Origin of the sequence: Pseudomonas sp. Ost2, from assembly GCF_018326065.1 — a bacterium.
Taxonomy (GTDB): Bacteria; Pseudomonadota; Gammaproteobacteria; order Pseudomonadales; family Pseudomonadaceae; genus Aquipseudomonas; species Aquipseudomonas gingeri.
In genome coordinates this window covers 3,574,265-3,601,019 of record NZ_AP021904.1, presented here as the reverse complement: position 1 = coordinate 3,601,019, position 26,755 = coordinate 3,574,265, and the positions used below count along the sequence as shown (strand labels likewise).

21 protein-coding genes are annotated in these 26,755 nt (G+C 64.1%); 6 read left to right on the top strand and 15 right to left on the bottom strand.

Annotated elements, in window-relative coordinates; all coding sequences use genetic code 11:
* Positions 1-6 precede the first annotated feature (6 nt).
* Entirely contained in the window at positions 7-1,254 is a 1,248-nt protein-coding gene (locus KI243_RS15870; protein ID WP_212811137.1) for an MFS transporter, read from the top strand.
* Here KI243_RS15870 and KI243_RS15865 read toward each other — a convergent pair.
* Positions 1,235-2,158 (bottom strand): LysR family transcriptional regulator, encoded by a 924-nt coding sequence (locus KI243_RS15865; protein ID WP_042935410.1) that lies wholly within the window; start codon positions 2,156-2,158, stop codon positions 1,235-1,237. The genes KI243_RS15870 and KI243_RS15865 overlap by 20 nt on opposite strands.
* A 146-nt stretch (positions 2,159-2,304) precedes the next feature.
* Here KI243_RS15865 and KI243_RS15860 point away from each other — a divergent pair, with 146 nt between their 5' ends.
* The gene (locus KI243_RS15860) at positions 2,305-3,564 is read left to right on the top strand and encodes an MFS transporter (RefSeq protein WP_244861875.1); all 1,260 of its coding nucleotides are present in this window, start codon (positions 2,305-2,307) and stop codon (positions 3,562-3,564) included.
* A gap of 9 nt (positions 3,565-3,573) precedes the next feature.
* Complete coding sequence (locus KI243_RS15855; RefSeq protein ID WP_212811136.1) at positions 3,574-4,521, top strand: carbon-nitrogen hydrolase family protein; 948 nt, start codon at positions 3,574-3,576, stop codon at positions 4,519-4,521.
* 94 nt (positions 4,522-4,615) lie between these two features.
* On the opposite strand, the gene KI243_RS15850 is transcribed toward KI243_RS15855, so the two are convergent.
* Both KI243_RS15850 and KI243_RS15845 read right to left on the bottom strand, forming a co-directional pair.
* On the bottom strand, positions 4,616-4,816 hold the full coding sequence (locus KI243_RS15850) for a YbdD/YjiX family protein (protein WP_103032847.1): 201 nt from the start codon (positions 4,814-4,816) through the stop codon (positions 4,616-4,618).
* Between the two features lie 27 nt (positions 4,817-4,843).
* Positions 4,844-6,904: a carbon starvation CstA family protein gene (locus KI243_RS15845; RefSeq protein ID WP_212811135.1), complete on the bottom strand. Its 2,061-nt coding sequence runs from the start codon at positions 6,902-6,904 to the stop codon at positions 4,844-4,846.
* Between the two features lie 165 nt (positions 6,905-7,069).
* Here KI243_RS15845 and KI243_RS15840 point away from each other — a divergent pair, with 165 nt between their 5' ends.
* Together KI243_RS15840 and KI243_RS15835 are read left to right on the top strand one after the other, a co-directional pair.
* Entirely contained in the window at positions 7,070-8,434 is a 1,365-nt protein-coding gene (locus KI243_RS15840; protein WP_017124156.1) for a cache domain-containing protein, read from the top strand.
* 31 nt (positions 8,435-8,465) lie between these two features.
* Positions 8,466-9,092: a response regulator transcription factor gene (locus KI243_RS15835; protein WP_017124155.1), complete on the top strand. Its 627-nt coding sequence runs from the start codon at positions 8,466-8,468 to the stop codon at positions 9,090-9,092.
* Positions 9,093-9,116: 24 nt separating this feature from the next.
* On the opposite strand, the gene KI243_RS15830 is transcribed toward KI243_RS15835, so the two are convergent.
* Positions 9,117-9,458, bottom strand: a complete 342-nt coding sequence (locus KI243_RS15830) for a hypothetical protein (protein ID WP_017124154.1) — start codon at positions 9,456-9,458, stop codon at positions 9,117-9,119.
* A gap of 234 nt (positions 9,459-9,692) precedes the next feature.
* On the opposite strand from KI243_RS15830, the gene KI243_RS15825 reads away from it, so the two are divergent.
* Positions 9,693-10,319 (top strand): TetR/AcrR family transcriptional regulator, encoded by a 627-nt coding sequence (locus KI243_RS15825; protein WP_177107562.1) that lies wholly within the window; start codon positions 9,693-9,695, stop codon positions 10,317-10,319.
* A gap of 6 nt (positions 10,320-10,325) precedes the next feature.
* Here KI243_RS15825 and KI243_RS15820 read toward each other — a convergent pair whose 3' ends face one another.
* The 11 genes from KI243_RS15820 to KI243_RS15770 all read right to left on the bottom strand — a co-directional run bounded on the left by KI243_RS15820 (position 10,326) and on the right by KI243_RS15770 (position 26,675).
* The gene (locus tag KI243_RS15820; protein ID WP_212811134.1) at positions 10,326-11,951 is read right to left on the bottom strand and encodes an AMP-binding protein; all 1,626 of its coding nucleotides are present in this window, start codon (positions 11,949-11,951) and stop codon (positions 10,326-10,328) included.
* 33 nt (positions 11,952-11,984) lie between these two features.
* The gene (locus KI243_RS15815; RefSeq protein ID WP_177146837.1) at positions 11,985-13,403 is read right to left on the bottom strand and encodes an isochorismate synthase; all 1,419 of its coding nucleotides are present in this window, start codon (positions 13,401-13,403) and stop codon (positions 11,985-11,987) included.
* Positions 13,400-13,723, bottom strand: coding sequence for an isochorismate lyase (locus KI243_RS15810; RefSeq protein ID WP_177118667.1), 324 nt, complete (start codon positions 13,721-13,723; stop codon positions 13,400-13,402). The genes KI243_RS15815 and KI243_RS15810 overlap by 4 nt, the downstream gene beginning before the upstream one ends.
* Before the next feature lie 43 nt (positions 13,724-13,766).
* Positions 13,767-14,507 (bottom strand): alpha/beta fold hydrolase, encoded by a 741-nt coding sequence (locus KI243_RS15805; RefSeq protein WP_212811133.1) that lies wholly within the window; start codon positions 14,505-14,507, stop codon positions 13,767-13,769.
* A 14-nt stretch (positions 14,508-14,521) separates the two neighbouring features.
* Entirely contained in the window at positions 14,522-19,858 is a 5,337-nt protein-coding gene (locus KI243_RS15800; RefSeq protein WP_212811132.1) for a non-ribosomal peptide synthetase, read from the bottom strand.
* 47 nt (positions 19,859-19,905) lie between these two features.
* Complete coding sequence (locus KI243_RS15795) at positions 19,906-21,138, bottom strand: MFS transporter (protein WP_212811131.1); 1,233 nt, start codon at positions 21,136-21,138, stop codon at positions 19,906-19,908.
* Between the two features lie 11 nt (positions 21,139-21,149).
* Positions 21,150-23,321: a TonB-dependent receptor gene (locus tag KI243_RS15790; protein ID WP_212811130.1), complete on the bottom strand. Its 2,172-nt coding sequence runs from the start codon at positions 23,319-23,321 to the stop codon at positions 21,150-21,152.
* 189 nt (positions 23,322-23,510) lie between these two features.
* Positions 23,511-24,746: a chloride channel protein gene (locus KI243_RS15785; RefSeq protein ID WP_244861900.1), complete on the bottom strand. Its 1,236-nt coding sequence runs from the start codon at positions 24,744-24,746 to the stop codon at positions 23,511-23,513.
* Between the two features lie 282 nt (positions 24,747-25,028).
* Complete coding sequence (sodC, locus tag KI243_RS15780; protein ID WP_042934540.1) at positions 25,029-25,550, bottom strand: superoxide dismutase family protein; 522 nt, start codon at positions 25,548-25,550, stop codon at positions 25,029-25,031.
* A gap of 238 nt (positions 25,551-25,788) precedes the next feature.
* Positions 25,789-26,238, bottom strand: a complete 450-nt coding sequence (locus KI243_RS15775) for a DMT family transporter (protein WP_042934545.1) — start codon at positions 26,236-26,238, stop codon at positions 25,789-25,791.
* 2 nt (positions 26,239-26,240) lie between these two features.
* Positions 26,241-26,675 (bottom strand): DMT family transporter, encoded by a 435-nt coding sequence (locus KI243_RS15770; RefSeq protein WP_042934538.1) that lies wholly within the window; start codon positions 26,673-26,675, stop codon positions 26,241-26,243.
* Positions 26,676-26,755 lie beyond the last annotated feature (80 nt).

The window sequence follows — 26,755 nt, the reverse complement described above, 5'->3', positions numbered from 1 at the left end:
CTGCCCGTGGTCACTCGACGTCATGATTTTTCCCTGGACGGCCTGAACTTCTTTCTCGCCGATGTCCGCGACGGGCTCGGCCCCTACCTGGCGATCTACCTGCTGGCGGTTCACCATTGGGAGCCCGCCAGCATCGGCCTGGTCATGACACTCGCAGGGATCGCCGCACTCGTCACCCAGACACCCGCCGGGGCGCTGATCGACAGGACGCGCCGCAAACGGGCGATTATCGCGATGGCGGCGTTGCTGGTGACGGGCAGTTGCCTGCTGCTGCCGTTCGTGACTTCATTCACGCTCGTGGCCCTGACCCAGACCGTCAGCGCCGTCGCCGCGTCGGTCTTCGCCCCCGCCATAGCCGCCATCTCGCTGGGTATCACCGGTCCCCGGGCCTTCACCCGTCGAACCGGGCGCAATGAAACCTTCAACCACGCCGGCAATGCCTGCGCCGCGCTGCTGGCCGGCGGATTTGCCTATCTGTTCGGCCCGGTCGCGGTGTTCTACCTGATGGCGACCATGGCCCTCGGCAGTGTGATCGCCATCGCTTGCGTCCCGGAAAAGGCGATCGACCACGATCTCGCACGGGGCTTCGACCCGGGCGACGCCGTGCAGGGCAAGGTCCCCTCGGGCTGGTCGGTGTTGCTCACCAACCAGCCGCTGCTGGTATTCGCCGTGTGCTGCGCGTTGTTCCATCTGGCGAATGCCGCGATGCTGACGCTGGTGAGCCAGCAACTGGCCCAGGTCAACCTGCAGATGGCGACGCCACTGACCTCCGCCTGCATTGTCGCGGCACAGGTGGTGATGATTCCCGCCGCGCTGCTGGTCGGGGCCAAGGCCGACCTGTGGGGGCGTAAACCTTTGCTCCTGGCGGGTTTCCTGATCCTGCCGCTGCGGGGGGTACTCTATACCCTGTCCAGCGATCCCTATTGGCTGGTCGCCGTGCAGATGCTCGACGGTGTCGGCGCGGGCATTTTCGGCGCGCTGTTCCCCGTGGTGGTCAAGGACCTCACCCACGGCACCGGACACTTCAATATCAGTCTCGGCGCCCTCTCGACCGTGTTCGGCCTGGGGGCGGCATTAAGCAATGGCCTGGCGGGGCTGGTGGTTCAGCAGGCCGGCTACAGCGCGGCGTTTCTGACCCTTGCAGGCATTGCCGCCGCGGCCCTGGTCCTGCTGCTGGTGGCCATGCCCGAGACCCTGGCGCCTGCCGGTGACAACCCGACGCCAGACGCCGCCGTCACTCCAAGCCCTGGGTGATCTGGGAAATAAAGCGGCGAATCCACTCATGTTGCGGTTTTTCCTGCTTGGCGATATCCCAGACCATGAAGCATCTGAACGAGGGCACCGCCAGGGGAACCGGGCACAGGGTCAACGCCATGTGCTGGGAAAAGGTCCGGGCCGCGAAGGTCGGGATCGTCGCCACCACGTCGCTGCTCAACAGGGTGGTGAGTGCCCCCGCGAAATGGGTAAAAGATGCGGTCACCTTGCGCGTGTGTCCCGCTTTCTCGAAAAGATCATCGATAAAACCACGCCGCCCATCGAAGCAGATCCGCACATGCTCGGCGGCAAAGTAGTCCTCCAGGCTCAACGGCTCCGCTTCTCCGGCTCCCGGCCGGTACAGGCAGGAATAGGACGACGAGAACAATACCTGCGACGAGTAGTTCGTACTGAAATCCTTCGGCTCGCTGCAAATGACCAGGTCCATCGCCGGATCATGCAGGGCGTTTTTCCAGAGCGAGCTGTTGGTCTGGTGAAACGCAAAGCGGATGCCCAGGCGCTCACGGGAAACCGCCTCCACCAGCCTGGGCGCCAGAAATGCCTCCAGGTCGTCGGACATGGCCAGGTTGAAAACGTAGTGCGACTCCTGGGGCGAGAACGCTGCGTCCGCCCCCAGCAGCGCCGACACCGTGGACAGGGCCTCCGCAATCATCGGTGCGATTTCCAGCGCCCTGCGGGTCGGCTGCATGCCGGAGCTTGTCCTTACGAACAACTCGTCCCCGAACTGCTCGCGAAGTCGGCGCAAGGCCGAGCTGACCGCGCCCTGCGTCACGTGAAGCACCGCCGAGGCCCGCGTCGCGCTGCGCTCCGTCATCAGACAATGGAATGTCAGCAGCAGATTCAGATCGGTGCGCGAGATATTACGTACGTTAATCCTGCTCATATTTTCTAATCGTTTGCCCCAGGTACCGAGCCATTTCTAGGATGCCGCCACAAGAACACAAAACCAACCCAAGGGGCAGCCTTATGAGCGTGGCACAGGATTCACCAAAAAGGGGATTTACCCCTTCCCGGACAGCGCATGTCGACATGCGTAAACGAGCCGTCGCGGTGGGCATCGGCAACTTCATGGAATGGTTCGACTTCGCGATCTACGGTTATTTCGCCGCGGTGATCGGCGCGCTGTTTTTTCCGTCCGCCGTTGCCGGGGTCTCCCTGCTGTCATCGCTGGCAGTATTTGCCGTCGGTTTTCTCTCTCGTCCCCTCGGCGCCCTGGTCCTGGGGCCCCTGGGCGACAGGCTCGGTCGGCGGGCGGTACTGATCGTGACCGTTTTCGGAATGGGTGTCTGCACCACGCTGATCGGCTTGCTGCCGACCTATGACGCCATCGGCATAGCCGCCCCTATCCTGCTGATCGTCCTGCGCTTCATCCAGGGGATGATGGTTGGCGGCGAATGGTCGAGCGCGGGGATCTACATCGTCGAGAGCGCCGCGCCCAATCGCCGGGCCACCGCGGCCAGCGTCATCACCGGAACCGCCGGGCTCGCCTTTCTGTTCGGCACCTTCACCGCCGCCCTGTTGTCATCGGGCCTGAGCGACGATCAATTGACCGCCTGGGGCTGGCGAATTCCCTTTGTCGCCTCCATCGTCATGACGGGCGTGGCCGTCTTCATTCGGCGCAAGCTCGGGGATACTCCCGTTTACGAAGAACTGGTGAAGCAGCGGGAGTCCATGACCCTGGCCGAGCCACTTCCCGCCGCCAAACGCCGGGCATTCATCACCACCTTCGCGTTCTCGGCGCTGTTTGGCGTGTCGCTCTACTACTTCATCACCTACGCAAACAATCACCTGGTCACCGCGGTGGGCTTGCCCAAGAGCAAGGCCCTGTGGCTGTGCAGCATTGCGCTGGTGGTCTACTGCATCGTCAACCCGCTGATCGGACGCCTGAGCGATGCGATTGGTCGCCGCCCATTGTTGCTGTTCGCGGCAGCCGCGCTGACCGTCATGGCCTATCCGATCTTCTGGATGCTCAACAGCGGCAACACCGCCCTGATTATCGCCGCCCTGCTCATCTTCGGCGTGCTGGTCGCCATCACCGCGGTCATGGACGTTGTACTGCTGGTGGAAGTATTCCCGGCGTCGATTCGCTCCACCGGCGCAGCACTGGGCCATAACCTCGCGCTGGCCACGCTGGCAGGCCCCGGGCCGTTTATTGCCGCCGCACTGATCAAGGCCACCGGCGATACCAATATCCCGGCACTGTACCTGGCAGGGGTGTCTGCAATCTGCTTCGTGGTGCTGCTGAGCATTCTTCCGGAAACCAAAGACAACAACATTTCCCAGTACTAAGGAGAGCATATGACTCGTGTAGCGGTAATTCAGGCCTCTTCCATTCCTTTCGCCCCGGTGGCCAGCGTTGAGAAGGCCTGTGACATATTGCATCGCGTGGCCCGAGAGGGCGCACAACTGGCGGTGTTTCCCGAGGCGTTTATCGGTGGCTACCCCAAGGGGCAAAGCTTTGGCAGCGTCGTAGGCAACCGCAGTTCCGAAGGGCGGGATCTGTATAACGAGTACTTCGAGGGCGCGGTGGCGCTGGACGGGCCGGAACTGGCGGTACTGTCGAACTGTGCCGATGAATTGAACATCATCGTGGTCATGGGAATCATCGAGCGTCATGGACGAACGCTCTATTGCACCGCGGTCACGTTCGTCCCCGGCAAAGGCATCGCCGGTTATCACCGCAAGCTGATGCCCACGGGCCAGGAAAGAATCATCTGGGGCTTTGGCGACGGTTCGACAATCGAGGCGGTCCCCACCGACATCGGCGTCATCGGCAGTGTGATCTGCTGGGAAAACTACATGCCCGCCTTCCGCCAGGCCATGTACGCCCAGGGCGTGCAACTCTACTGCGCGCCGACCGCCGACGATCGCAAGAGCTGGGCCAGCTCGATGATCCATATCGCGCTCGAAGGCAGGACCTTTGTCCTGTCCGCCTGCCAGGCCATCAAGCTGGAAGACTACCCGCAAAGCTACCAGCGGGCTTTCGACCTGGACGTCCATCCCGGCGACTACATCATGCATGGCGGCAGCATGATCATCAGTCCCATGGGTGAGGTACTGGCCGGTCCCGTGCATGATTGCGAAACGGAAATCTATGCCGACCTCGACCTGGCGGCGCTCAACAGGTCCAACCTGGACTTCGATGCCTGCGGACACTATTCGCGCCCGGACATCTTTGAGGTGAACGTGAACACCCGGGCAATGAACCCCGTGAACTTCAACCAGGGTCGCGGGACACGCCCTTGATCGGGGGCCCCTGACGTTTTCCAGGCAGTAAAAAACCGGCTTCATCCGCCGGTTTTTTACGGGTTGGTTGCCCGCTGAATATCGTCGACGAGCGTCAACAACAGCGGGTCTGTCCCTTCCCTCCCCCGTACCGCGCCTCCTGGCGCTCGCGGAAAAACGCCTCGTAGCTCATCAGCGGCTTGTCCGGGTGCCTGCTCTGCATGTGCTCGACGTAGGTGTCGTAGTCCGGCATGCCCACCATCAGCCGCGCGGCCTGACCGAGGTATTTGCCGAGACGGCTCAGGTCATTGAACATGACCGCACTCCTCTATCAAGCCTGCCATTACAGAGCATCAGGCAGCGCCTGGAACGGAGCTTCCTTGTCCGTACGTTCCTTGGTGCCCCAGGCGGCGATGCCGACCTTGAGGGCAAAGAACAGGATGCTGAACACCACCAGCAGGAACAGCGCGGTCAGCGTGGCGTTGGTGTAGGCGTTGTAGATCACGTGCTGCATCTGTGTGATGTCCTTGGCCGGGGCAATCACTTGTCCGGCGTCCAGCGCGACACTGTATTTCTTCGCCAGGGCGAGGAAACCGATGGCCGGGCTCGGGTCGAACAGCTTGATAAAGCCCGCGGTGGTGGTGCAGATCAGCAGCCAGATGGCCGGCAGCATGGTGACCCAGACGTAGCGCTGGCGCTTCATCTTGATCAGTACGACGGTCGCCAGCATCAGCGCGATCCCGGCCAGCATCTGGTTGGAGATGCCGAACAGCGGCCACAGGGTGTTGATGCCGCCCAGCGGATCGATCACGCCCTGGTACAGCAGGTAGCCCCACATGGCCACGCAACCGGCGGTGGCGATCAGGTTGGCGGTCCAGGATTCGGTGCGCTTGAGCGACGGCACGAAGGAACCCAGCAGGTCCTGCAGCATGAAGCGACCGGCACGGGTGCCCGCATCGACGGCCGTCAGGATGAACAGGGCTTCGAACAGGATCGCGAAGTGGTACCAGAACGCCATGGTGTTTTCACCCGGCAGGACATGGTGGAGGATCTGCGCGATACCCACCGCCAGGGTCGGCGCGCCGCCGGCACGGGCAAGGATGGTGGTTTCACCGATGTCCTTGGCCACCGCCTGGAGCGCGTCCGGGGTAATGGCAAAGCCCCAACTGCTGACGGTATGGGCCACCGAGACCGCGTCGCTGCCGACCAGGGCGGCCGGGCTGTTCATGGCGAAATAGACACCCGGTTCGATCACCGAGGCGGCAACGATCGCCATGATCGCCACGAAGGACTCGGTCAGCATGCCGCCGTAGCCGATATAACGGGCATGACCTTCACTAGCCAGCAGCTTGGGGGTGGTGCCGGAGGCAATCAGCGCGTGGAAGCCGGACACCGCGCCACAGGCGATGGTGATGAACAGGAACGGGAACAGGCCGCCTTTCCAGACCGGGCCGGTGCCGTCGGTGAACTGGGTCAGCGCGGGCATTTTCAGCTCGGGCATGGTGATCAGGATACCGATCGCCAGGGCCACGATGGTGCCGATCTTGAGGAAGGTCGACAGGTAGTCCCGTGGTGCCAGGATCAGCCACACCGGCAGCACCGCGGCGACGAAACCGTAACCGATGAGCATCCAGGTGATCTGGATACCGGTGAAGGTAAACACCTTGGCCCAGGCCGGATCGGCCGCGATCAGCCCGCCGACCCAGATCGAACCCAGCAGCAGGGCCACGCCCACCAGGGAAATTTCGCCGATGCGCCCCGGACGGATATAGCGCATGTAGACGCCCATGAACATCGCGATCGGGATGGTCGCCATCACGGTGAAGGTGCCCCACGGACTCTCGGCCAGGGCCTTGACCACGATCAGCGCCAGCACCGCGAGGATGATGATCATGATCAGGAAGCAGCCGAACAGGGCGATGGTCCCGGGAATGCGGCCCATTTCCTCACGGACCATATCGCCCAGGGAGCGGCCGTTGCGCCGCGTGGACATGAATAGCACCATGAAGTCCTGGACCGCGCCGGCCAGCACCACCCCGGCAATCAGCCAGAGCGTACCGGGCAGGTAGCCCATCTGCGCCGCCAGTACCGGGCCGACCAGCGGGCCAGCACCGGCAATCGCGGCGAAGTGGTGACCGAAGAGTACGTGCTTGTTGGTCGGCACGAAGTCCAGGCCGTCATTGTTGAGCACGGCAGGCGTGGCCCGATGAACGTCGAGCTGCATCACCTTGTCGGCGATGAACAGGCTGTAGTAACGGTATGCGACGAGGTAGATAGCGACTGCGGCGACTACGATCCAGAGGGCGTTGATGGCTTCGCCGCGGCGCAGGGCCACGACACTCAGCGCAAACGCTCCCAGGACAGCCACGGCAAACCAGGCGAGGTGTTTAGCCAGACGGGTCATTGCGTGTCTCCTGCCGACAGTCGGTGACTGCGGCGGTAATTTTTTATAATTGTGTCCGCGGTGCGGAGCTGGCCCAATATCCGCGTGTGCCGTCCACAAATAAATCCGCAGGACTACGTACGCACGCTCTACGTAGTACTACTTAGGTTGACTCCAGGAGCAGAAATGCAGCTCAAGCACAAAATCGTCGCCCTCGGGATCCTGCCGCTGGTGCTGGCGATCGCCGTTATCTGCGGGCTGGTGATTTCCCTGAACCGGCAACTGGGCGACCAGCAGGCGCAACTGATCGAAGACAGCATCCTGGCCAGCAAGCGCGCCGAGTTGAAGAACTACGTGGCCATGGCGCAGAGCCTGATCGCGCCGATGTACGACAACGGCAAGGGCGACGCCAAGGCGCAGCAGCAGGTACTCGAAGAGCTGCGCAAGCTCAGCTTCGGCATCAATGGCTACTTCTTCGTCTACGACCACGAGGGCCGCAGCCTGATGCATGCGCGGCAATCGGAACTGGTGGGTCAGTACCTCTGGGACATGAAGGACCCCCACGGCCTGCCGGTGATCCAGGCCCTGCTCAAGAGCGCGGAATCCGGAGAAGGTTTCCAGCGCTATGCCTGGAACAAGCCCTCCTCCGGCCAGGTCACCGACAAACTGGCCTATGTGGTCATGCTCGATCGCTGGGGCTGGATGCTCGGCACCGGTATCTATCTGGAAGATGTCGAGCGCGCGACCCAGCAGGCCCGCGACGAGGTGGCGCAGGGCATTCGCACCACCATGCTGGCGATCGCCGCCGTGGCCCTGGTGGCGGTGCTGATTGTCTTCGCCGGTGGCATGACCCTGAATGTCAGCGAACATCGCCTGGCCGACAAGAAACTGCAACGCCTGACCCAGCGTATCGTCAGCCTGCAGGAGGAAGAGCGCTCGCGGGTGTCCCGCGAACTCCACGACGGTATCAGTCAGTTGCTGGTGTCGATCAAGTTCAAGTTCGAGCTGGCCAGCCATGTGCTCGACCGGCAGGAGCACGCCAAGGGCCTGGGGATCCTGAAAGAAGCCACCGAGCGCCTGGGTGAAGCCATTGGCGAGGTGCGCAGCCTGTCCCATGACCTGCGTTCGTCGTTGCTCGACACCCTCGGCCTGTCGGCGGCCATCGGCCAGCTCGCGGCGGAATTCGAGCAGCGCAGCGGGCTGCGGGTGAACTACAACGACAATGAATTCGACTGCCACCTGGTCGATGGCGCGGCCGTTTCGCTGTTTCGCATCGTGCAGGAAGGCCTGACCAATATCGAACGACATGCCCAGGCGAGGAACGTTTCGATTACCCTGCACGGGTCCGAGGAGTCCATACGCCTGACCATGGTCGATGACGGCGTCGGTTTCAACGTCGCCCAGGTCGAGCGCAGCCAGGCCGGTATCGGCTTGCGTAATATGCGTGAACGCGTCGAACATTTCGGCGGCCGCTTCGATCTGGTCTCGGTGCCCGGACGCAGCGAGCTGGATGTGCTGCTGCCGATGAAGATGCCGGGCACGGAACGCTGAGCCCCCATAACAACGAGAGTGAATAGCTGCGATGAACCTGCCCTGCCCGATCCGCGTCGCCCTGGTCGACGATCACTCACTGGTGCGCGACGGCATCAAGGCGCTGTTGTCGGTCATGGAGCCGCTGGAAGTGGTGGGCGAAGCCGAGAGTGGCGCCGATGCCCTGGAGATGGTCGGGCGTTGCCAGCCGGACCTGTTGCTGGTGGACATCGGCCTGAGGGACATGAACGGGCTGGAACTGACCCGCGTCCTGCGCAGCCGCTATCCGCTGCTCAAGGTGCTGATCCTGAGCATGTACGACAATTACGAGTATGTGAGCGAGTCCGTGCGTGCGGGCGCCAGCGGCTATGTCCTGAAGAACTCGCCGTCGCGGGAAATCATTGCCGCCATCGAAGCGATCACCAGTGGCGGCACCTTCTACAGCGCGCAAATCGCCCAGCGGCTGATTGCCGACAAAGGCACGGACAACGAACTGACGCCACGGGAGAGCCAGGTCCTGCAGAAAATGGCCCAGGGCCTGAACAACAAGGAAATGGCCCGGCAACTGGATATCAGCGTGCGGACGGTGGAAACCCACCGCCTGAGCATCCGCCGCAAGCTCAACATCGACAAACCCGCGGCCCTGGTCAAGTACGCCATCGATCACGGGATCATCTGAAGTCCCGCGGCCCCGGCACAACCGTTACAGGCACTCCTGCGCGGCGCGTTCGAACCTTGAAGGCTCGAAGGTCGACGCCAGCAGCTGGCGCTCATAGATGAACACCTTGCCGCCGCTCGGAGCCTTGTAGGCTTCGAGCACGTTGTCTGCCGCGAACTTGCTGGCGACAACGATCTTGTAGTGCCGCTGGGTCTGCGACACGGTGGTATTGAAGGCGTTTTTCTGCAGCTTCGGCACGACGCACTCCGTGTACTGCTCCGGCGTCTTGCTGGTCTGCAGGGTCAGGGTCGGGTCGTTGGGTGCCGAAGCACACGCCGAGAGCAGCAACGAGGCCAGGGCCAGGACAGGGAGAGATAGAAAGCGCATGGGCGGATCCTGAAAAAAGACAATGTTTCGTTTTGATGAAGGCGATTGTCCGGATTTCCAGGAAAAACAGAACTTGCGATGTTCGATGGTGACTATCACCGGAACCGATAGTGTCGATGCCCTGCCGCCATCGGCCCCTGCGCAGTCATCGGTCGACGGTTTTTTTCATGATGTTCAGCAAGTTGAACAAACGATCAGTGGTGACTACACTCGGGGGCTTGCCTGGAGACTCATATGTCCGAACTGCCTGTATCCGAGCTACGCCCCCACTACTCGAGCCCCGATGCCCGCGACCTGATCCTCGATGCGGCCTTGAAGATCTTTTCGGTCTCGGGTTTCGAAGGCGCCTCGATTCGCCAGGTAGCCCTGGCCGCCAAGGTTTCCCCGCCGCTGATCCATCATCACTTCAAGGACAAGGAAACCCTCTGGGAGCAGGTCGGCGAACGCGTCACCGCGGACTTCCAGGCCTGGTTCAAGGATTTGTCGTTGACGGACTGCGTGGTCGATAAACAGACGATCCCGACCCTGGTCGGTGCCTACATGGCCTACTGGAAATCCCACCCCAGCGCCCTGCGCTTCCAGTTGTGGCGGGTCATGGGCACGCAGGACCAGGAGCGTAAAAGACGCTCCGAGCAACTCAACAGCCTGTTCGTGCCGATTTTCGCCAGGGCTCGCGAGGCCGGCCATATCCGCGACGACATCCCGCCCGGCCAGGCGATGATCACCGTGGGCGGACTGATCCAGTACTGGCTGCACAGCCAGATCGAAGCCCAGGACGCCATTGCCGTGGGCGGACACAGCGTGCCGGATGACCAGTCCTTCCTGGCCTATGTCCTGAGCCTGATCATCCGTCCCGCGTGAGTCTCTTCAACCCGTCAGGTACTGCTCACGCAAGCGCTCCCTGAGCCCGCGCTTGCTGATCTTGCCCACCGCGGTGGCCGGAAACACATCGATAAAGCAGTATTGATCCGGCCATTTGAAGCTCGCCAGTCCCTGTTGCCGCAGGAAGTCGCTGATGCCCCGAGGCTCCAGCGGCTGGCGCAGGATGACGAACGCGCAGCTCTTTTCCCCGAGGAATTCGTCCGGCAGGCCGACCACCGCCGCGTCGTAGATCATCGGGTGGCTGAGCAACAGCCCCTCGACCTCATCCACCGCGATCTTCTCCCCGCCCCGATTGATCTGCTCCTTTTCCCGCCCGCACAGGCTCAGGTAACCCTCGGCGTCATAGCGGGCCAGATCGCCGGTGCGATAGAAACCGTCAGCGCGGAACGCATGGCGATTATGTTCGGGCGCACCATAGTAACCACGCAACGTATAGGGTCCGCGCACCAGCAGATGGCCCTTTTCACCGGCCGGCAGCGGTCGATCCTCATCATCGACGATCAGCACTTCATCGGCCGGCGATAAAGGCCGCCCCTGGGTGGTACAGATGCGATGCGGGGAATCATCGAGACCGGTAAAGCTCAGCAGTCCCTCGGCCATGCCAAAGACCTGCTGCAGGCGACAGCCGAATGTCGGTTCGACGCGTCGGGCGACGTCCTCGGCAAAGGACGCCCCGCCGACTTGCAGCACCCGCAGGGAGTCAAGCGTGGGAGCCAGGGCCTGGGCCGCTTCGAGCCACAGCAGCACCAGGGTCGGCACCAGGGAGACGTGGGTCACGGCGTGCTCTTCGATCAGATCGAAACAGTCGAGCGGGCCCGGATCCCGGGCAATCACCACACAGCCGCCGACACTCAGGGTGCCGATAAATCCCGGTGACGCCATGGGGAAGTTGTGGGCCATGGGCAACACCGCGAGATGGCGCGAATCCGCGTCCAGGCCGCTGACCTGGGCACTGGCCCGGGCGTTGTACAGGTAGTCGTTATGCCGCCGTGGAATCAGCTTGGGGATACCCGTGGTGCCGCCGGACAGCTGGAAGCAGGCAATATCATCCGGACTCGGCTGGGGAATGTTCGCCGCGCCCTGCCCGGCCTGGATGTCCTGCCAGGATTCCTCGGGGGCTACCGCGACCACCAGTCGCAGAGAGGACGAGCCGGTCCGGATGCGCTCGACGATCGCGAGGTTGTCGCTGTCGAGGGGATACTGCGGATGAAACCAGGCCACGGCATCGGTCAGGCCGACGAACTGGCTGATTTCCCGTTCGCCGTGGGCCGGCAAAGCCATCACCGGGACCACCCCCAGCCGGAACAGGGCAAAGACCAGCTCGACAAAGGCGGCCTGGTTGTTCAACTGGACAATCGCCACCTGTCCCGGGCGCAGGCCACGGCCCCAGAGCGCTGTCGCCAGGCGCTCCACGCCCTCGTGCAGTTGCCGGTAGCTGAGGCGGCGTTCGCCATCGATCAGGGCCAGGCGCGAGCCATTGCGGTCGGCCTGGAGTTGCAGCATCTGCCCCAGGCTCAATTCCTGCCAGTACGGCAGGCGCCGGTATTCACTGGCCAGGCCAGCAGGAGGCGCGACGCAATGCGCGCTCAGGTCACTCAGGTTATGGTGCATGCTTGAAATCCCTTTCGATGGATTGATGTCCTGTCAGGCTTGCAGCAACGATGCCTCGACCAGGTTCTCGCTCAGGCCCGGCGCCAGGGCGTCGAGCATGGTCTTCAATTTGACGCAGGTTTCGCGGTACTCCAGCTCCGGCTCGGAACCGGCCACCAGGCCACAGCCGGCAAACGCCCAGGCTTGCTCACCGCAGACCAGCGCCGAACGCAGGGCCACGGCAAACTCGCCATCGCCCTCGCTGTCCAGCCACCCCACCGGCGCGGCGTACCAGCCGCGATGCAGACTCTCGTGCCGACGTATCCAGCGGATCGCCGCCTGGCGGTCCAACCCGCCCACTGCCGGCGTCGGATGCAGGGCCTCGACCAGCGCAAGCAGGGGCACGCCGGGCAGCAAGCGACCACGGATCGGTGTCATCAGGTGCTGGATGTGCGCCAGTCGATGGACCGCCGGCACCGCCGGGACGTCCAGGCTGGCGGTGAACCGGCCCAGATCGCTGCGCAGGGTTTCCACCACCAGGGCATGTTCGTGACGATCCTTGGCACTGGCCAGCAGCCGATCGTGATTGGCCCGGTCGCTTTGCGCGCAGGTTCCCCGCGGAATGCTTCCCGCCAGGGCCGTGGTGCGCAATTGCCCGGCCTGCTGGAGAACCAGGCGCTCCGGCGTGGCGCCGAGGAAACAGCTGTCGCCCCGGCGCAACGCGAACAGATAGGCCGTCGGATTGCCCTGGGCCAGGGCCTGCAACACCGCCGGCAAGCTGAATGGCGTATCGGCCTCAACCTTCACCTCCCGCGCCAGGACCACTTTGCGCAGTTCACCGGCTTCGATGGCCGCCACCGCATCGGCAACCCGGGCTTTCCAGTGTTCGGCGGGCAGGCTTTCCTCGACGCGCGGGCGTCGCCCCGGCTGCAACGGCGTGACCGTGCCGCCCTCCTCGGATTCGCGCCAATGACTCACGTCGTCCAGCAGTTGCTGGCACAGCGCCGTGCAGTCGGTCTGTGCGGTGACCAGGGTGCAGAGCATCAGGTGCTCTCCCTGCCGGCTCAGGCGCGGCAGGACAAAGGCGCCTTCGGCAAATGCCTGCCATTGCCGGGAACACGGGTTTTCCCGGTCGAAGGTACGCCCGCCGAACAGCCGTGGTCGTTGCGTTCCAACCATCACCGCCCCGGCGATCCAGTGTTGCCAGGTCTCTTGCAGTTCCACCAGCGACTGGCCGGAGTGCAGCTCCAGTTCCAGGGCGCTGCCAACGCCAACGGTCGCCGGCCCCGACTCGGCAAACTGCCAGAGCACGGCCTGATCGAAGCCCTGGGCCGCGGCGAACGCGCGCAGGCCGTCGCACGGCAGCCAGGCGCAACTGAAACAGGCCAGCACCGCTGGCTCGCCATGAACCGCGCGTTGCCGGGCCAGTTCCAGGCAGTCGAGCAACGCGCCACGATCGACGAGCGGGTTCATGCTTGCACCCGTTCAGGGTAAGTGACGCGCCAGTGCTGGATCTGCTGCTGGATATTCCAGTGAATCACCTGCTCGTAGAGTTTTTCGATAAAGGCCACTTCCAGGCCCGCCGCTGCCGCCCATTCACGACGCTCGGCGAGCATCGCGGTGACCCGCTCCGGGGCCGGGATACTCTGTTCATCCGGCTTGAAACGCGCTGCCGCCTTCACGTAGCGCAGCCGTTGCTGGAGGATTTCGAGGAACTGGCGGTCGAGCGAGTCGATACCGCCGCGGATGTCATTCAGGTTCTGGCAGGCTTCAGGTGCTTTAACAGTCGGCATGATGTTGATCTCTGTTGAAGATGAGCGTTGCATGAAGTGGGGGTCAGGCGCTGATCGGGCCGACCGGCCCGGCCAGGAGCGGCGCCAGGCTGGCGGCAAATGCGCCAGGCTGTTGCAGCAGGTGGAAATGCCCGCCGGGCTGTTGCCGGAGTTCGTCGATGCTCGTCCAGTCCTGCCATCGCTGCAGGTCGGCCAGCGGCACGTGCTGGTCGTCCTGTCCGTGCCACAGGCTGACGGCACACGTCAGGGGGGTCGCCGGGCGGGCGTAGTAGGTCTCGGCCAGGGCGAAGTCGGCGCGCAGGATCGGCAGGAACAGCTCCCGTGCCTCGACATCACGCAGCAGTCGCGGATCAATGCCGCCCAGCTCCAGCAGTGCCGAGACAAAATCCTCGTCCGAACAACCGGCCAGCGGTCGATGGGCGGCCCGGTGCGGTGCGCGCACCGACGACAGCAGCAAGCGTGCCGGCGGACGGCCCTGCGCACAGAGCAGTCCAGCCAGCGCATGAGCGACGAAGCCACCCATGCTGTGCCCCAGCAATACCAGTGCCTGGTCACGGGGAATGGCCGTCAGCGCCTCTTCGGCCAGGTCGGCGATCGCCGTCGGCAGAGGCTCGGACATCCGCCGCCCACGCCCGGGATAAAGCATCGCGCAGACCTGCACACGCCGCCCCAGATGCTCGGCCAATGGCCGGTAGGCCGCCGGCTGTCCACCGGCGTGGGGAAAAATCAGCAGATGCACGGGGCTGAGCGACTGGCCACCCAGCGCTTCGAAAGTCAGACTCATGAGGTTTCTCCGGATCAGTCGCGTGACAGTGCGAGCAACGTCTCACCGATGACGGCCAGTGACTCCGGGTCGCTCAACAACTCCCAGTGCAATGTCCACAGCACCTGTGGCCTCGGCGCCTGGTCCAGCAGCACCTGCCAGTCCCGCAGCGGTTCCGCCCAGCACTGCGGACTGGCCGCGCTTTGCAGGATGTGCACGGGGGCGGCCAGACGCGGAGCCTGATAACGTCCCAGGCCGGCGTGCAGCGTGCGACAGCGCTGCACCAGGCTGTCGAATGCCGGCAGCTCGAGGCCCGGGGGAATCCGCCCGGCCTGGCGCGCCTGCTGGTACAACGCCTGTTCGGGCATCGGTGCCAGGCCGAAGAAACGCGCCGGCTGCACCTCGCCATCCTCCTCGAAACAGCTTCCGGACAGTGGATCGAGCAACATCAGCCCCGCCACCGGTTGACCGCCGCGTTCCATCTCCGCCGCCAGCGCCGTGGCCAGCTTCGCCGCCACCGACCAACCCAGCAGCAGGAACGGCCCGGGCAGTGCCTTGAGCGTCTCGATGAAGTCGTGCAGCGCCATGGGCAAGTCACTGCCGCAACGGCCGCCAGGGTCCCGCAGGCCGACCAGGGTCAACTGTCCGTCCAGGCGCGCGGCCAGTTGGCGGTAGGCTTCGCACTCGCCATCGGCGGTGGGCAGGCAGACCACATTGACGCCACCCACCGGGCGATTGAGCATCACCAGCGGCTGTTCACCCCGGGGCTGCCCCAGCACGGCGACAAAATCCTGCAGTTGCGGGTGCTGGAACAGATCCCGCAGATGAACCACACAGCCCAGTTGCTGACGCAAGGACGCCATCAGGCGCGTGGCCAGCAGGCTGTCGCCGCCCAGGGCAAAGAAATCGCAGCGACGCCCCACCCGCTCGCGCTTGAGCAACTGCGCCCAAAGATCGGCCACCTGGGTTTCCAGTCCGGGCCGGGGCGGCTCGTAGTCGCGGGCATCGCTCTTCTCTCCGAGCATCAGGCCAGGCAAGCGTCCACGGTCGACCTTGCCATTGCCGCTCAACGGCAGGCGCCGCAAGGTGACCCAGTGCCCCGGCAGCATGTAGTCGGGCAAGTGTCGCGCCAGTTGCCGGCGCAGCCGCTCGCTATCGAGCTGGCCGCTCGGCTCGAGGTTCTGGGCCAGCAGCACATGCTGGGCAATCACGGCCGCCGCGCTGCCCGCCTCGGGGAACACCTGTCGGCGGGCGAACCCGCTGCCCTGCAACTCGGCGTCCCATTGCGGCAATGACAGGAACGGCAGATTGTTTTCGACACGCCAGTCGTCGTAGTCACTCATGCCTTCGATAAAACCGATGCTGACCATCTGCAGGCGACAGTTACGCGTCGCTTCGATCACCAGCAACTGCCCGCCGGGCCGCAGGATCTGGCGCAACGACGCCAGGGTGTTGGCCAGGTTGCGCGCATCGTGCAAGACATTGACCGCGACGATCAGGTCCTGGGAGCCCAGGCGCACGCCCTGGGGCTCGGGCTCGTCGTTGATATCGAAGTGGGCGTAATCGATGAAATCCCACCGTGCGAAGCGTTGCCGGGCACGTTCGAGGAAGAAGTCCGACAGATCGGTAAAGCGGTAACGCACATCGTGACCTTCCAGGGCCGCGAACAACGACTCGCTGGTGCCGCCGGTACCGGCGCCGACTTCGAGGATATTCAGGGTGCAAGTGCTGTTGGCCGCCAGGTGCGCCACCAGTTGCGCGGCAATCCGGTTGAGGAAGGCATTGACCGGATTGAATCGGTAGATACCTTCGGCGACCTGGGTGGAGCCGTCCGGAAAGTAGATTTCCAGCGGGTCGAGGGTCCCGCGAAACAGCGCCAGGTGGCCGTCGATGCTGCGGCGGATATAGGCCAGTACCTGCTCCGCATGGTCGCCGAGCATGGTGATATCGGCGAGGTCGGCCCAGGCTGACTCGAACGCTTGCACGCCCAACGCCCGCCGCGCGGTGTACGCCCCCTCTCCAGCCGGTTGCAGAAAACCGTCGGCGGCCAGGGTTTCCAACCATTGCCCCAGCAGCTTGGCATAACGCGGCAAGGCCTGCAGGCGTTCCTGGATGACCGCACGACTGTGGGTCATGCCTTCTTCGGTGAACAGTCCGGCTTCGGCCAGGGTCTTGGCCATGCCGAGCGCGGCCAGTTGTTCGATGTCGTGCCAGAAAGCATTGAAGCGTTGCAGGTCAAGCTCGGCCAACGCCTCGACGACTTCGCCCTGACCGGCCTCGACAGTGGCGTACCAACGGCTGTCGATATCCGCGGGCACTTCCCGCAGGCAGCCGACAGAATCCCGGCCCTCCCGCAGCAACGCCTGGTCCAGGGTTACATAAGCCACCAGTTGACGGCTGCCGGCGCTGTCTTCCTGGACATCCACCGCGCTGCCACGAATCCCGGGCTGGCGGGCGAGTACCGACTCGATCTCGCCCAACTCGATACGGTGACCCTTGATCTTGACCTGGAAGTCCTTGCGCCCGAGAAACTCCAGGCGGGCACCCGCGGTGTAACGCGCCAGGTCACCGGTGCGATAGAAACGCGCGCCGCCTTGCGGGTCGCGACTGAATTGCAGCGCCGTGCGCTCGGGGTTGTTCCAGTAGCCCTGGGCGACGCCGACACCACCGATGTACAGGTCGCCCTTGACGCCTTCCGGGCAGTCACGCCCCTGGCTGTCGAGCACCCGATAATACTGATTGGTCAGGGGATAGCCGTAGGGGATCGAGGCCCAGCACGGGTCCACCTGCCGAACTTCAAACCAGTTGGACCAGATCGACGCCTCGGTGGCACCGCCCAGCGCCACCAGGGTCAGTTGCGGGCCGCAGGCACTGGCCCGGGCCGGCAGATCCAGGGGCACCCAGTCGCCGGACAGCAAGGCCAGGCGCAGGGCGGCCGGCAAGCGCTCGCCCTGCCCCTGCAATTCGGTCAGCAGCATGTCGAACAAGGCCGGCACCGAGTTCCACAGGGTCACGCCATGGCGTTGCAGGCTGGCGATCCAGTGGCGGGGTTCGCGCAGGCTGTCGGCCGCGGGCAGCACCAGGGCGGCCCCCGCCGCCAGGGCCCCGAAAATGTCGTAGACCGACAGGTCGAAGCTCAGGGAGGACAGGCAGAAGATCCGATCACGGGACTCGACCTGCCAGCGGCGGTTGATGTCCAGCACGGTATTCAAGGCCCCGCGATGATCGATCATCACCCCCTTGGGCTGGCCGGTGGAACCCGAGGTATAGATGATATAGGCCAGTTCCTCGTCGCGGCCCAGGCCCACCTCGGGCGACAACCCGGCGGCTGCGCGGGTCGACAGGTCCACCGCGACGGTCGGGAACGGCCAGTCGCGCTCAGGGCCATTGCGCTCGATCAGCACGGCACGGGCGGAACAGTCCTGGTAGATCAGGCGTAGCCGCTCCAGCGGGCCATCGGCCGCCACCGGCACATACACGCCACCGGCCAGCAGTACCGCCAGGGTCGCGGCGATCTGTGCCGGCCCCTTGTCCAGGCAGACCATGACTCGGTCCCCGGCCACCACCCCGGCCGCCACCAGATGGCTGGCGATGTGCGAGGCCACTTCGAACAGTTCAGCGTGGCTCAGGCACACCGAATCGCCGAGCAGCGCCGGCGCTTCTGGCGTCTCCCTCACCCAGCGCAGCCAGGGCTGGTACAGCACGCCCCGCGGTACTTCGGTGGCGGTGGCGTTGACCTGCTCGCGCTCGAGCAACTGGCGCGGCGGCAACGGCAAGGGCAACGGTTGCTCCCAGTCCTGCGCGCACAGCCATTCGATGGCCTGGCGATAACAGGCGAACATCTCGTCCAGCAGCCCTTCGGGAAACAGTTCGTCGACCGCGTCCCAGTTCAGCATCAGGCCGTCCGCCAGCGGGTAGGTCTGGTGATCGAGCCACACTTGCGGCGTCTGCGAGACCGACCAGCCGAGGTCGCCCAGTTCCTCGCGAAACAGCGGCGCCGGCATCGGTTTGTCCAGGTTGCAGGCGAAGACCACGGGAGCACTGCGCCGGGTTTCATGGGCCATTTCCCGCAGGACTTCCAGCCCGGACCAGGCGTTGTGCTGCAAGTCGCTGTGCAGTTGCCGTTGCAGGCGGCGAGCCTGTTCGACAAAACCCAGGGGCTGGCTGACATCCACTTCCAGCAGGGTCAGGTTGGTGAAGTCGGCGATCATGTGCGCCACATCCGGCGCCTGCTCCTGGCGATCGAACAACGGCAGGTTCAGGACAAAATGGCCGTCGCCGCTCCAGCGACCCAGGACCTGGGCGAAAGCACTGGCCAGGACGCTGGCAACGGTGAGGCCGGCCTCGCGGCTTTGCCGTTGCAGCTTGGCCAGGGAGGCGTTATCCAGGGTAAAGGCGCGACGCACGAAGCGCGTCCGCGTCAACTGTTCCGGCTGGCGGGCCAGGGGCAGCGCGGGACCGCCCGGCAGATCGGCGATGCGCTGGCGCCAGTAGTCCCGTGACGAAGCCAGGGCCGCGGCACGCTGTTGCTCATCGACCTTCAGGTAGTCGGCAAAACCAGTATGCAGCGTCGGCAGTGCCTCGCCGCGACCGACGTAGAACATCGCCAGGTCGTGGAGGAAAATCTCGAAACTCAGGACATCGGCGACCAGCAGGTCGAGGTTCAGGTGAATACGACTGCGCCCTTCGCCCCACAGGCTCAGTTGCAGGTCACAGACCTCGCCCTCCTCGACTCGCAACCGACGGTGCGACAGGCGCTCACGCAGGGCGTGCAGGCCTTGCGCGGTGGTTGCCTGATCAGCGTCACGCCAATCATGCCGGACCAACCCGGCCCAGGGACTGCGAGGCAAGACCTGCTGTTCGCCGCTGGCCAGGAAGCGGGCCCGCAGCATCGGGTGGCGCTGCAACAGCTGGAACATCGCTTGTTCCAGGCGCTGGGCATCGACTCCGCAACCGTCGAACTCCGCATACAGGTGGCAACCCACGCCGCCGAGGCTCTGGTCATCCTGGCGACCGATCCAGTACGCCTGTTGTACCGGCGTCAGGCCAAAGGCCGCGCCAGGCTCTGCCTTTGCCACCGAAGCCAAGGGCGCGCGTGGCTTGCCCGGTTTTGCTTGCGCGGCCCAGGCCTCAAGGGTCGGTTGTTCAAGCAGGCGGCCCAATCCCGGCAACTTGATGCCCCTGGCGGCCATCCGGGTCTGCAGGCGCATCAGCTTGATCGACTCGAGACCGTATTCGATCAGCGAGCGTTGCGGGTCCAGGTCCTCGACACCGAGGTCGAGCAGGCCGGCCACTTCCTGGCTCAGTTGCTCGAATAATGACGTCGCGCCATCGGCATCGACGGATGGGAACTCTCGCTTGGCATATGTCACTTTGAAACCTCCTGTTATCAAGTCAGTCAAGTGCCGTTGAATAGCGTTCAGCTGCCGTCGGGGGGCTCCCGCAAGGTGCGACCCAGCACGCTCACGGCCAGCGGCAATGCCAGCAGGCCGAGGCCATAGAACACCGGCCAGCCCAGGCGGGTCAGGCCTTGCATCAGTGTCATCAGGACGATCAGCGCGATCAGGCGGCTGATGCCGTAGAGCGCGGCATAGTCGGTGGCGGCCTGGCGGCTGTTGGCCCAGCCGAGGATCACCGCGCAGATCACCACGTACAGGCCGCTGACCCCGAGGTTGATGCTGATGGCTCCCAGCAAGGCGACTTCATGCCGGCTTTGCCAGGACCCCAGCAACAGCAGGACCACGGCCAGCATGCCGAGGACGCAGAACGTCGCGAGGCAGGTACGGGTGCCCAGTTGCCGCAGCATCCACGGCGCCAGCACGGCGGCAAGCAGGCCGCACAGCGGCGCCAACAACCCGACCACCGAGCCGACGGTTTCCAGGGGCACGCCCAGATCGATCAGCATCACGCGGTTGAGGCTGAACAGGCTGATCAATACGCTCGACACCAGCGACAGCAGCAACAGGCGTCGGCGCATCATCGGTTGCGCAAGGGCGCGCAGCAGGCTGGCGGAAGGTTCGGACTGATGCCCCTGGCTGGCAGTGGGACGCCAGCGCAGGATCGGCAAGGTGGTCAGCACCAGCAGTCCGGCCACGGCGAGAAAAATGCTCTGCCAACCCAGACGCTCGAAGAGCATCACGAATACCCCGCCGCCGGTCATTGCACCGATGCTCAACGCACCGACCTTCATCGCCCCGGCCAGGGCCCGGCTATTGGCCGGCGTGGTTTCGGTCACCAGGGCGTCGAGGGCCAGGTCCATGGTCGCGGCGGCAAAGGCCACCACCAGGCCAACGGCGAGCAACGCCACCGGCGGCAGATGTTCGCCGACGCCGATCACCACCACGGCGATGATCGCCAGCCCCTGCATGGTCAGGATCCAGCCGGTACGGTGCTCATGCCAGGGCCAGCGCCAGCGATCCACCCAGGGCGCCCAGAGAAAGGTCATGCCAAAGGGCAACAGCAGCAGGAACAGCCAGCCCATCCTTCCCAGGTCCAGCCCCTGGGCCCGCAGCAAGGGAGGCAGGCCGCCCTGGACGAGGCCGAAGAGAATGCCGAAGGCCAGGTACAACAAGCCGATTCGCGGCAGCAGGCGCCAGTACTCGCGATGACCGGCCAGCTTGCCGACCGCCACGGGGGTGAGTTCTTCAGACATCGTCATTGCCCTCAGAAATTCGCCGTCAGGCCGACGCCGACGGTTCGTCCGGTGCCGATCTTCACCGCCTGGACGGTCGGGCTGTAGTAGGCCCCCATGGCTTCGTAGCGGCGGTCGAACAGGTTGTTGCCGAACAGATAGACGCCGTAGTCCTTGTTCTGCCAGCCGACGCGGGCATTGGTCAGGTCGTAGGAGCCGAGGTAGAAGGAGTTGGCGACGTCCGCCGCGCGCTTGTCGAGGTAGTGATAGTCCACGCTGCCATAGAGTTCGCCGCTCAGCGGTACACCCCATTGTTCGGCCGGCACCCGGTAGTCGAGCCCCAGGTTGGCCGAATATTCCGGCACATTGGGCACCTGGTTGCCGCTCGTGGCGCCACGGGTCAAGGCCGTGACCGAGGCCTGGACGTTCTTCAGTTCGGCGTGGGTATAACCGGCGCCGGCATTCACGCTCAGACGCTCGGTCAGCTTGAGCCGCGCCTCCAGTTCGGCACCCGCCGAGTCATAGTCCACGGTCACCGGTTGGTAGTTGACCCCGTTGTAGACGTACAGATGACCGTCCTTGACGTCGTTGTAGAACAACGCGCCGTTGACCGACAGCCGATCCTCCCACCACAGGCTCTTGAACCCCAGCTCGTAGGTCCAGCTTTTCGATGCCTCGAAGGACTGCTCGTCGCGACCAAAGGGGATGTTCGAGGAATTCCAGGAATAGTCCGCTCCCACCACGCCGCGACCGACGCTGACATAGGTCATGAAACTGTCGGACCAGTCGTAACTGAGGCTGCCACGGCCGGTCAGGAAGTTATCCGACATCGAGGCATTCTGGCGGTACTGGCTGACGGTACCCAGGTCGCCACCGCTGTAGCGATAGGAGGCCTCTTTGCCCTCGTGGGTGCCGCGCAGGCCGAGGGTCGCCTTGAGACGCTCGGTCAGCGGCACCGTCGCCTCGCCGAACAGCGAATAGCTGTCGGTGCTGAAGTCGTTTTTCTGCTGGCCGCTGAACACGGCGAAACGCGGCTGGGTAAAGGCTTCGCCGTCGGTATGGGCGGTGAATTGCGAATGCCAGAGGTTGACCCCGGTCACCCACTGCACATAGCTGTCTTCCAGCGAAGCGAGGCGGAATTCCTGCAGGTAGGCGATATCGCGCAAGGTGCCGCGGTAACGATCGGTATCGCCGTTGAAGGCCGCTTGCGGGAGACCGGTCAGCGCCGAATACAGCACGCTGTCGACCATGTCCATGCGCTGGCGGAAAGTCGAATACTGGATGCTCGACAATGACGTCAACTGTGCCCAGTCCAGATCGTGGGTCACCCGCAGATTGACCGCCGAGCTTTCCCGGCTGAAGTCATTGCGCGGATTCAGGCCGCTGTCCGGCGTACGTCCGCTGCGCAGGATGAAACGCGGGGCGTCATCGTCGTTCTGATTGTAGGAAAAGGTCAGCAATGCGCGCGTGTCGTCGTTGGGCACGAACAGCAGCGAACCACGCAGGGCACTGATCTGGCTCGCCCCATCCTTACCGCCGGACGCGCGATTGGCGATGTCGCCGCCCTGCTCGCTGTAGCGCATCGCCAGGCGGCCGGCAACGTTATCGCTCAAGGCCTCGTTACTGATCAGTTCGCCCAGGGCGTACCCGCGACTGCCACCTTCGACCCGAACCGACCCCTCGTGCTCGAAGGACGGGCGATTGGGCACCACGTTGATCGCGCCACCCTGGGTATTGCGCCCGTACAGGGTGCCTTGCGGACCGCGCAATACCTCGACCCGTTCGATATCGAGCAGGGCCGGTGGCACGCCATAGGCGGATACTGGCACTTCGTCGACGTTGAACACGATGGAGGTGTCATCGGCCGACAACGGCGAAAACGAGCCGACCCCACGGATATTGCCGGAGTTGCTGTACTGGCCGCCGGACTCCATGTAGTTGAAGTTGGGCACCTGCCGCGCCAGATCGGCATTGCTCGACGCCGGGGCGATGCTCCTGGCCTGTTCCGGCGTGATCACGCTCATGCTGACCGGGACCTGCTGCTCGGTTTCCTCGCGCTTGCGGGCGGTCACGGTGATGCTTTGCAATTCCAGGGTGGCTTGCGGGGGCTCCTCGGCCATCGCCGACGACCCGCCCAGGCCCGGGCTCAAAATGGCGCCATAGACCAGGCCCAGAGCGGTTCTACCCTTTAACGACTGCCACATTGCACCGCTTCCTCCCTGAATCGTTGATCGTGATTTTTACGAATAAGATGCAATACTATTTACAGGCTGAACGAATAGTCAATACGCTGAACATATAAATAATACCGATTGCAAACAACACCCATGCAGCACGAGGTGTGCACGTCCGTCAGGTCGTGGCCGGGAATAAAGGGGCGGGATGAAGGCCTGTCAGCGTTTCGGCTGGCCGAGGAGCTCGCACAGGCGGCTCATGCACACCGAGCCGACCACCGCGAGAATGATCGGCACCAGGAAGTCATGGTCGATGCGGGTGAATTCGGCCACCAGCACAATGGCGGTGAGCGGCATGCTCATGGACGCGGCAAGGAACGCCGCTGCCCCGACGATGGCGAAGGCCCCCAGCGGAATGCCGGGCCAGGCCAGGCTCCACAAGCCGCCGAGAATGATCGCCAGCAGTGCGCCGATAGCCAGTCCGGGGGTGAGCAGGCCGCCTTCGGCACCGGCCCGCAGGCTGCTGCTGGTGATCAGCACCTTGACCACCAGCAACAGCGCAGCCAGCCCTATCGTCAACTCACTGTCGAAGCCCAGCTGTGCCGGACCCTTGCCGTTACCGAGCACCTGGGGCAGATAGATCGCGATACAGCCGATCAGGGTGAAGTTGATCAACGACAGTACCGGCAAGCGCCAACCACGGGCCGCCGTCGCCCGTGCCCGCCCGGTCAGGCGCACGAAACCGTGGGCGGCGAGGCCGAGCAACGGCCCGGCGATCAGCGACCAGGCCAGCAATCCCGGGGTCAGCGGCAACGCCGGTACCACGTACTGCGCCTGTGCGCCGAGGCCGATCCAGGCGACACCGGCGCCGATCGCCGAGGTCGCCAGGGCCATGATCGCCGCCGGCCAGCTGAAGCTTGCGAGCAGCACTTCAAGAACGAAGACCGCCCCACCCAGCGGCACGTTGTACACCGCTGCCAGCCCGGCTCCGGCACCACAGGCGATCATCAGCCGGTGGCTATCGGCCGGCAGCCGGGCCTTGCGCGATAGCCAGGCCCCCACCAGCGCACCGACTTCCCGGGGCGCGACCTCCCGCCCCAGGGGCGAGCCCAGGGCCACGGTGATGATTTGCAGAAGCGCGTGGGCCAGCGTGGTGTTCACCGGCATATCCGGTGCGGCCGGGGCAACCGCCCGCTTGATGCTCACCAGGGGGAGACCGAAACGATAGACCGCCCACCAGCCCAGGCCGGCGACCAGCCCGCAAAGCGCCAGTACCAGCACCCGTCGCTCGGGGGAGGCGCTGCTCACGCCGATCAGGAAGGTTTCATGGCTGGTCAGGCTGTCCTGGCCATAGCCATACGCCATGTGCTGGATCCCGTGCAGCAACATCGCCAGCAGCATGCCGCCCAGGCCGGCGCCGATCCCCGTGAGGACCACCACGCAACCGAGGGTCATGAGCTGGCGTGTTCTTGAGAGCGGTTGCAGCGCCAGGGTGTGGTCCGGCAAGGCCATTCGAAACTCCGCGTAGTCAGGTGCGCAAGAGCCGGATGGCCGCAAGACGCTCGCCCGTGAGTATGTAACCTGGGCGCTGGTCTGCAAATCCCGCGCACCTTTTGCGTCAGGCGCGGTTCAGGAAAGAGGAAAAACGTCACTGCAAACGGACAATGGCGGGCTCTGTCGAGATTGTTTCCGCAAAAGATCGATCGTTCCCACGCAGAGCATGGGAACGATCAGCCGTCAGATGACACCGCAAGCCATGCGCGCGCCGCCACCGCCCAGGGGCATCGGCATATCCATGTGGTTGTCGCCGCCTTCATGGAACATCAGGGCGTGGCCCTTGATCTGCGAGATCTTCTGCAGGCGCGGCGCCAGAACCGGATAGTTCGCGACCCCCTCGGCAGTCACGTACAACGCCGGCAGATCGCCCAGGTGCCCCTTGCCGTACGGCCCCAGGTGCTTGCCGGTCTTTTCCGGATCGAAATGACCGCCGGCAGCCAGCCCGGCGACCTTGACGCCGTCCTTCACTCCGGCCTCGCAACTGCCGTTTTCATGCACGTGGAAGCCATGGATACCGGCCGGCAAGCCCTTGAGGTTGGGGGTGAACAGCAGGCCGTATTCGGTCTCGCTGATGGTGACACTGCCAATGGCCACCGGGGCCTTGTCGGCACTCACCAGGTTCATCGGGACTTCAAGGGTAGCGGCCTGGGCATAGTTGAACGCAAGTGCACCTGCAAGGGCCAACCAACGATATGACTTCATACATGCTCCGAATTATCCAGGGGACAGTATCTATATACTGGGGCGGTAACTTGCCTGTCGTGCGCCAATTGCGCCCGGCACCAAGGGTTACTGCGCTGGCATACTAATACGGCGGAACTATCGGAGTGATTGAAAATACCCATGAAACTCATAGTTATTTTCCGTCGAATAAAAGTCCGGCGACAGGTGTTATATATCTCCAGGGATATTATCAGGCACTAGAGAAGTTGCTGATTATCTAGGCCGCCCGATTACTTCGATACATGAAGAACAATGCCAGTGCCAGGCACAACATCGCCAGGATCCGTCCGCTGGACAACTCGATGGCCGGGTTGCCCAGCCAGCCGAAGTTGTCGATCAGCATGCCCATGCCCAACTGCCCGACAATCACCGCCACGGTGGCCACCGCCGTACCGACCCGGGGCACCGCACCGACCATCACCATCATGTACACCACTCCGAACAGCGCGCCGGCCAGTTGCCACTTGGGCACTTGCAACAGGCTCATGGGTTGTTCCGGCTCGAAGAACAGAATCAACAGCCCGGTGACGACCGCCCCGACCACAAAGGTCAGCAAGCTGCTGCGCAAGACTCCGACCGCCTGCCCCAGGCGCCCGTTGATCGCCGCCTGGATACTCAACACCGCGCCGGCCACCACGACCAGCACCAACAGAAATACCTGACTCATCATCAACCTCGCGCAATCAGTACAAGAGCCGCCACGATCAGCAGCAGGGCCATCCAGCGTTCGATATTGACCCGCTTGCGCGGGGTGCCGAACCAGCCGAAATGGTCGATCAGCACGCTTTTGCCGACCTGGCCGGAAAGAATCGCGATCATCGTCATGGCAATGCCGATATAGGGGGTGGCCAGGGTCAGCACCACCACGTACAGCGGGCCGAGAAAGCCGCCGAGCAGTTGCCAGCGCGGCAGATGCGCCAGCGCCGGGCCCTGCTGCGGGCCGCTGAACAGCAACAGCAGGAACAGGATCGCGCTGCCGACACCGAAAATGCTCAGGGTCGCCCAGAGATGGCCGACCTGCTGCCCGAGGGGACCGAGCAACCCGGCCTCCACCGACAAGCCCATGCCGGCGAGGATCACCAGCGGAAGAAGTAACAGTCTCATGTGGATCTACACCTTTCGTTCATAAACACGGCGCCAGGCGACATGCCGGTCCGATGCGGTGCAGTATGGGTTGATCATTC